8 protein-coding genes and 1 pseudogene are annotated in these 6112 nt (G+C 60.1%); 8 read left to right on the forward strand and 1 reads right to left on the reverse strand.

The annotated features are described in order from the left end of the window. The 5 genes and pseudogenes from P8Y39_12165 to P8Y39_12185 form a co-directional block, all read left to right on the forward strand. Positions 1-246: hypothetical protein (locus P8Y39_12165; GenBank protein ID MEJ2193071.1), on the forward strand; the 246-nt coding region annotated here is incomplete at its 5' end. Positions 247-267: 21 nt separating this feature from the next. Further along, positions 268-369: pseudogene (locus P8Y39_12170) on the forward strand (desulfoferrodoxin FeS4 iron-binding domain-containing protein). A 117-nt stretch (positions 370-486) separates the two neighbouring features. After that, positions 487-924: a ferritin-like domain-containing protein gene (locus P8Y39_12175; GenBank protein MEJ2193072.1), complete on the forward strand. Its 438-nt coding sequence runs from the start codon at positions 487-489 to the stop codon at positions 922-924. Positions 925-1219: 295 nt separating this feature from the next. Further along, positions 1220-2032: an inositol monophosphatase family protein gene (locus tag P8Y39_12180; protein ID MEJ2193073.1), complete on the forward strand. Its 813-nt coding sequence runs from the start codon at positions 1220-1222 to the stop codon at positions 2030-2032. A gap of 16 nt (positions 2033-2048) precedes the next feature. Beyond that, positions 2049-2333: a hypothetical protein gene (locus tag P8Y39_12185; protein MEJ2193074.1), complete on the forward strand. Its 285-nt coding sequence runs from the start codon at positions 2049-2051 to the stop codon at positions 2331-2333. A 193-nt stretch (positions 2334-2526) separates the two neighbouring features. Here the strand turns inward: P8Y39_12185 and P8Y39_12190 are convergent, their stop codons facing one another. Next, positions 2527-2973 carry a DUF5658 family protein gene (locus P8Y39_12190; protein ID MEJ2193075.1) on the reverse strand — a complete coding sequence of 149 codons (447 nt, stop codon included), beginning with the start codon at positions 2971-2973 and terminating at the stop codon, positions 2527-2529. Positions 2974-3219: 246 nt separating this feature from the next. Between P8Y39_12190 and P8Y39_12195 the strand changes: the two genes are divergently transcribed. The 3 genes from P8Y39_12195 to P8Y39_12205 all read left to right on the forward strand — a co-directional run. After that, the gene (locus P8Y39_12195; GenBank protein ID MEJ2193076.1) at positions 3220-4287 is read left to right on the forward strand and encodes a DUF362 domain-containing protein; all 1068 of its coding nucleotides are present in this window, start codon (positions 3220-3222) and stop codon (positions 4285-4287) included. Between the two features lie 31 nt (positions 4288-4318). After that, a complete protein-coding gene (locus P8Y39_12200) occupies positions 4319-5284 on the forward strand; it encodes a TGS domain-containing protein (protein ID MEJ2193077.1) in 966 nt (321 codons plus the stop codon). A 292-nt stretch (positions 5285-5576) separates the two neighbouring features. Beyond that, positions 5577-6112, forward strand: a 536-nt coding sequence (locus tag P8Y39_12205; GenBank protein MEJ2193078.1) for a hypothetical protein, incomplete at its 3' end; no start/stop codon positions are given.

The following is a 6112-nucleotide window of genomic DNA, read 5'->3' on the forward strand; positions in this document are numbered from 1 at the left end:
TTAATGCTTGCGCCTGATACAACTATCATCAGTGAATGTGGGATGAAAAGCATGGGCGCTTTGACAATCCTGCTTCTGTGCCTCTTGGCCGTGGCTCACACTACCGAGACGGGTCTCTTTAACGCCGCTAAGAGCCGCGGAAAACAATCTTTCTCCTCACCTGAAGTTCTGGGGTGCCATTTGATATGCCCCGCGGCTGCAAATAATGAACTGAAGGGAAAGGTAACGAGCAGAAATTGTGTTTAACGAGACGAGGAGGTTGAGGTAATGACAAAGACAGGGCAGAAGTACAAGTGCAACATATGCGGCAACGAAGTAGTGGTCACTCATGCCGGCGAAGGAGAATTGGTCTGTTGTGGTCAGCCCATGGAGAATATAGGCGAAGGCTTTGAATGCAAGTAGTGGCTCAGCCAGGACGGAAGTCCTCAAGCCCGGGCGTGTACGGAAGCGCGTAGGCAGGCTTTAACTCAATGAGGAGATCTTGTCATGGCCAAGCAAAAATTGATCGCTGCGTTGAAGGAGGCTTTAGCCTTTGAACTCGGAACCATACTCCAGTACATGTGGCACCATGCCATGACCGAGGGAAAGCAGAGCCCGGCCATATGCACACTATTCAAAGAGATAAGCATAGCGGAGATGAGGCACGCCGAGGCCTTGGCCAAGAGAATAGTTTGTCTTGGCGGGACGCTGGTAACAACATCGGCCGAGATAAACATGGACGGGAATCTCACGAAGATGATTCAGGACGACCTTGCCTGCGAGAGGCGCGCCATAAAGCAGTACAAGGCACACCTGAAGCTCTGCGACGAGGCAAATGACCCGATGACCCGCCGCATACTTGAGAATATTCTAGAACGGGAGGAAGAGCACGATGCTCAGTGGAGTTCAATCCTCACAAAGTCCCTCGACACATTTGGCTATTAGCGGCGACAACAGGGGAAGGGCAGGGCGGATCTCTGTCAGGGTTGCCCGGGGCGTCACAAGTTCTTTGTCCACATCCTCTTCCTTCGAGCGCAAAAAAACCGGAGCGGGTCGGGGGCCTGGTGCCACTCCTGTCCTCGTGGTACAGGACCACTCCGGGGTTTTGGCGGGTGACTGTTCTTTGATTCCCCATGTTTTGGACTGTCACCAATCTCTCACATGGGCTTTTTGAGCCCTCCAAAAGTGCAATGCCTTCAGGTGATTACATTGTGAGGGGCAATTTCGATATAATTTTCCCATGGCGCAGACCCTGGCGCGGCACTATGTGAAGACGGCGGAACGGACGGCCCGAAAGGCCGGGGCCTTCATCCTCCGGCACCTGGGGAGCCTTTCGGCCGAGGAGATAAGCCGCAAGCAGGCCGCGGACTTTGTCACCTCGGTGGACAAGCAGTCCGAGAGGCTCATTATCGAGACCATCAGGGAGGCCTTCCCGGACCACGGCATCCTGACCGAGGAATCCGGGGGCATCGAGGCGCGAGAAACGCGCTGGATAGTGGACCCCCTGGACGGCACGACGAACTTCATCCATTCCTACCCGGTCTTCTCGGTCTCGCTTGCCCTGGAGGCAAGGGGACAACTCCTGCTGGGCACGGTGTTCGACCCCTTGCGGGACGAGCTTTTCACGGCTGTCCGGGGCGGCGGGGCGACTCTGAACGGGCGACCCATCAAGGTCTCCCATCCGGGCTCGCTCGGGGACTGCCTCATCACCACGGGTTTCCCCTTCCGGAGGAAGAAGATGATAGACGCCTACCTGGACGCCTTCAAGGGAATATTTCTCAAGGTGAGCGACCTCAGGAGGGCGGGCTCCGCCGCCCTCGACCTCTCGCACCTGGCCTCGGGCCGGTGCGACGGGTTCTTCGAGCTTGGCCTGAGCCCCTGGGACGTGGCTGCCGGGGCCGTGCTTATCGAAGAGGCGGGGGGTGTGGTCACGGACTTCTCCGGCGGTGCGGACTTCCTCCGGACGGGCAACGTGGTGGCCGGCGCCCCCGGGGTACACGGGGAGCTTTTGAAGGAGGTGCGGCGGGCTTTCGGTGGTATCATAGAGAAATAGGCGTAAAGGGGGCGACATGAAAGTCTGTGCCTTATGCGGGAAGGAAGTGGAGATAGACCGGTTTTTCGGCAGAAAGGCCGTCTGTGCCGGGTGCGGCGGCGACCTGCACATCTGCCTGAACTGCCGGTTCTATTCCGAAAGCAGCCACAACAAGTGCCGTGAGCCCAAGGCGGAGTTTCAGCGCCTTCGGGACAAGGCCAACTTCTGCGACTATTTCCAGTACCGGGAGGGCCCCGCCGGCCGAGAGGCCTCCCCCGGCGCCGGGGACGTAAAAAAGCAGTTCGACGACCTGTTCAGGTAAGTCTCCCAAGAGGGAAGCCGGGCCGGCGGACCCCTTGCCCCTGGTCATGACTTATAAGCTCGGTTTCGGCACGCGGGTCTCCGCAACGGCGTTTCGCCATTCTCTACCACGAGGAAGGACACGGTGCTTCATGTCCTGTATGGATCACATTTCCCGAAGGAGAGCCACGGAGAGGGGCGTGCGTGCAGGCGGCTCAGAGGAGAAGCCCCGCGTGGGAGAGGAGGCCCAGTTCGTAAAGGACGAGAGAGCCGTACAGGATGAGCGCCCCGGCCAGGGCGGCCCTGGCGATGCGGATGTTCTTGCACAGGCAGAAAGCCAGCACCGAGAGGATGGTGAGGGAATACTTGGAAAAGAGAAACGGCGTGCTCCCGTGGTGCAGGAAATAGGCCATCACGGGGTTGGCCTCCACGGCGACCCCTCCCTGTAGAAGGGCGAGGGTGAAAAAGCTGTCCAGGATGCCCAGAACCGCAAGGCCCACCAGGGCCACGAAGAGCCAGCCGCTGTAAACGTCGGAGAACACATGGACCGTCCGGTCCGCCGACCGGCGCGGCCCCTTGCGCCTTCCCCCGAAGAAAATGTACCTGCTCAGAAGGGGAGTGGGCCTTTTCCTCCTGTCTCCCTGAAGCCTCCTGCCTTCCATTTCAGCCCCCCGGTTGAAGGAAGCGAATACGACGTCCCTATCCTTATCCTACATCTTACATTCTTACATTCATCTTACATTTAATAATAAAGCAATCTCCGTACCAGGAGCCCGGATTTTTACGTGGTTGTTTTTGCGGGAAAAGTGTTCCCAGGAGGCGTGAAGAAATGAAACGGGTGTGTAAAATAACCCACAATCTGGTTTTCAGGCCATTTCTTTTCTGATAGCATGGACCAGGGGGATTCGATGAAGCTCAAGAGAAGGCATTTCCTTCTCCTGCTCGTGCTCCTGGCCGCAGCGGCGGCGGCGGTGGCGAGCTGGCTGCGTGTCATAAAGGTATTTTTCAGGGGGCCCACGAGGCAAAAGGAGGCGGTGCGCACGGATATCCCCTACAGGAGCGGAGGGAAAAGCCCGGTGGTTGTCGTGGGCGGCACGAACCTGGAGGCCATGGTGCGGGAGGCCGTGGGCAGGCTGGGCGGTTTCGAGAAAATGGGAGTCCGGGGCCGCACCGTCCTGGTCAAGCCCAACGTCGTGGGCGAGAGGCGAAACCCCACCACCACGAACGCGGCCCTGGTGGGGGCCGTGGTGAAGCTCCTTTATGCCGAAGGCGCCTCCAGGGTTTATGTCGGAGACATGTCGGCAGTGACGAGGCTCCGCACCCCGGAGAACATGGAGAGGACCGGTATCAGGGACGCAGCTCTGAGGGCCGGTGCGGAGGTCCTTCACCTGGAGGAGCACGGCTGGGTGAAGGTGAAGACTCCGCGGGGAGCCTATCTCAAGGAGGTGGCGGTCTCCGAATGGATATATAACGTGGACCGGGTGGTGAACCTCCCCGTCATCAAGACGCATCGGTACGCGGGGTTCTCCCTCTGTCTGAAGAACTTCGTCGGGGCCACCCATCCGAAGTACAGGCCCTACCTGGTGGACCGGAAGCACTGGGAGGAAGTCGTGGCCGAGCTCAACCTGGCCTACACGCCCGCCCTGAACATCGTGGACGGAACGCGGAGCATGGTGGAGCACGGCCCGTGGAAGGGCGAGGAGAGGGAGACGAATCTCATCATCGCCAGCGGGGACCGCGTGGCGGCCGACGCAGTGGGCCTGGGTATCGTCGCGTCCTTTGGAAAGTGGAAGTGGACCGAGGGGGAGAGCATCTGGGAGGCGCGGCAGCTCAGAAGGGCCGTGCAACTGGGCCTCGGGGCCTCGGGGCCGGAGGAGATGGAGCTCATCGCCGTGGACCTCGAGGGAAGACCCGGGTTCGGCGACCTCGTTGAGAGGGCGAGGAAGCACGTTGGTCTGCGTGCCCTGCGGTCTTGAAAAACCCCTCCGGGGCTTTCTATAGTTAAGTATGCCTGCCAACCTGCCTCCGGAGTACTACGAGGCCGAGAAGAGGTTCAAGGCAGCCCTCTGCACGCGCGAGAAAGTGGCGGCCCTCGAGGCCCTCATCGCCACGGTCCCCAAGCACAAAGGCACCGACAAGCTGAGGGCCGACCTCAGGCGCCGCCTCTCCCGCCTGAGGGACGAGTCCGCAAGGCAGAAGAAAAAAGGGGGGAGGGGCGACCTCTACGCGGTGCCTTCCGTAGGGGCTGCCCAGTTTGCCCTGGTGGGCTTCGCCAATGCCGGAAAATCGGCCCTTGTCTCCGCCCTAACGAACGCCGAGCCCACGGTGGCCGACTACCCCATGTCCACGGTGATGCCGCTGTCGGGGATGATGCCCTATGAGGACATCCAGTTTCAGCTCGTGGACCTTCCCCCCGCGGGCAACGAGGCCACCGACGGGTGGGTCTCCGGCGTGGTCCGGGCGGCTGACGGCGTGCTCCTGGTCATTGACCTCTCGGAGGAGCCGGGCGTGCAGGCGGAGCTTCTCCTGGAGCTCCTGTCCTCCTGGAACATCCCCTTGGGAAGTGGAGAACCGGAAGGGAAGAAGAGCCTTGTGGCCGCCGGCAAGATGGACGTGGACGGAGCGGCCCGGGGCCTCGAGGAGCTCAGGAAGACCCTGGGAGAGTCGGCGGGACCGGTGGTGGGGGTATCCGCCCTCAAGCGCGTGGGGCTTGAGGAGCTCCGGCGGAAGGTGTTCGAGGTCTCCGGTCTCGTGAGGGTCTACACCAAGCAGCCCGGAAAAGGGCCCGATATGAACGTTCCCTTCACGCTGCCTCGGGGCTCCACGGTCATGGACCTGGCAGACCTGGTCCACAAGGACTTTCTTCGGAACCTCAGGTACGCCTGCATATGGGGCTCGGCGCGCTTTCCGGGCCAGCGGGTGCAGAAGTCCTTCCAACTCAGTGACGGGGACGTGGTGGAACTGCATACCTGAGACTCTGCGGCATCTTTCTGTCGTGCCACAACCGGGAGGAGAAATCGTGCCTCCCTCCTCTTTTTGCCCCAAAATGTCAGCAGGGGCCCTTTTTTGACCTTTTGCGGCAACCGGGCTTTTCCGCACAGGGACGAAAGAATGTGATTTGCTTCACTTTTGGTACAACCTGATGGTGGCACGAATGGTGCATACATCAGCGTAGCGGAAAGTAGCGGTTTTCGCGAAACGGATAATGATGCAACCGGTTGTAAGATTCGAGAGCGGGGGGCTCTCATAGGGTGAAAGGAGGCAAATGATGAAAAAGGGGATGCCTTGGGTGATAATTTTTCTTCTTGTCATAAGCATGGCCCTGTCAGTCAACGCGTTCGGGGCTTCGTCTCTCACGCCGGTCCTTACTTACAATCCCGACTTCGCGCAAGTGAATCTGGCGCCGGGCGAGGAGAAGCCGGTGGATGTGGAGGTGACACTGGAAAACGGGCAGAATATTCAGGGCCTCGTCTTCTGCGACCTTTTCGTGGAGGGCGACCACGTAGCCACTGTGCCTCCGTTAGTGATCTTTTATCCTGCTAACGGGACGATCAAGGTAAAGACCCAGGTGACCGTGAAGGCCCCCGAAGACGCGGAACCGGGCGATACGTACTCCGCGCATATCACGGCAACAGCCTCTGTCCAAGGCACGAGTGCCACCATCGACACGGGCGGCGGCAGCGTTATCGACGTGGTAGTGCAACAGTCCGAGACCGAGCCCCAGTGCGCCGCGCCGCCCACGGTGAGAATCACGCAGTCGGAACCCGAGGTGGTCTGGACGCCCAACAAGGAGATGGTGGA

This window comes from Nitrospirota bacterium (assembly GCA_037386965.1).
Classification (GTDB): Bacteria; Nitrospirota; Thermodesulfovibrionia; order Thermodesulfovibrionales; family JdFR-86; genus JARRLN01.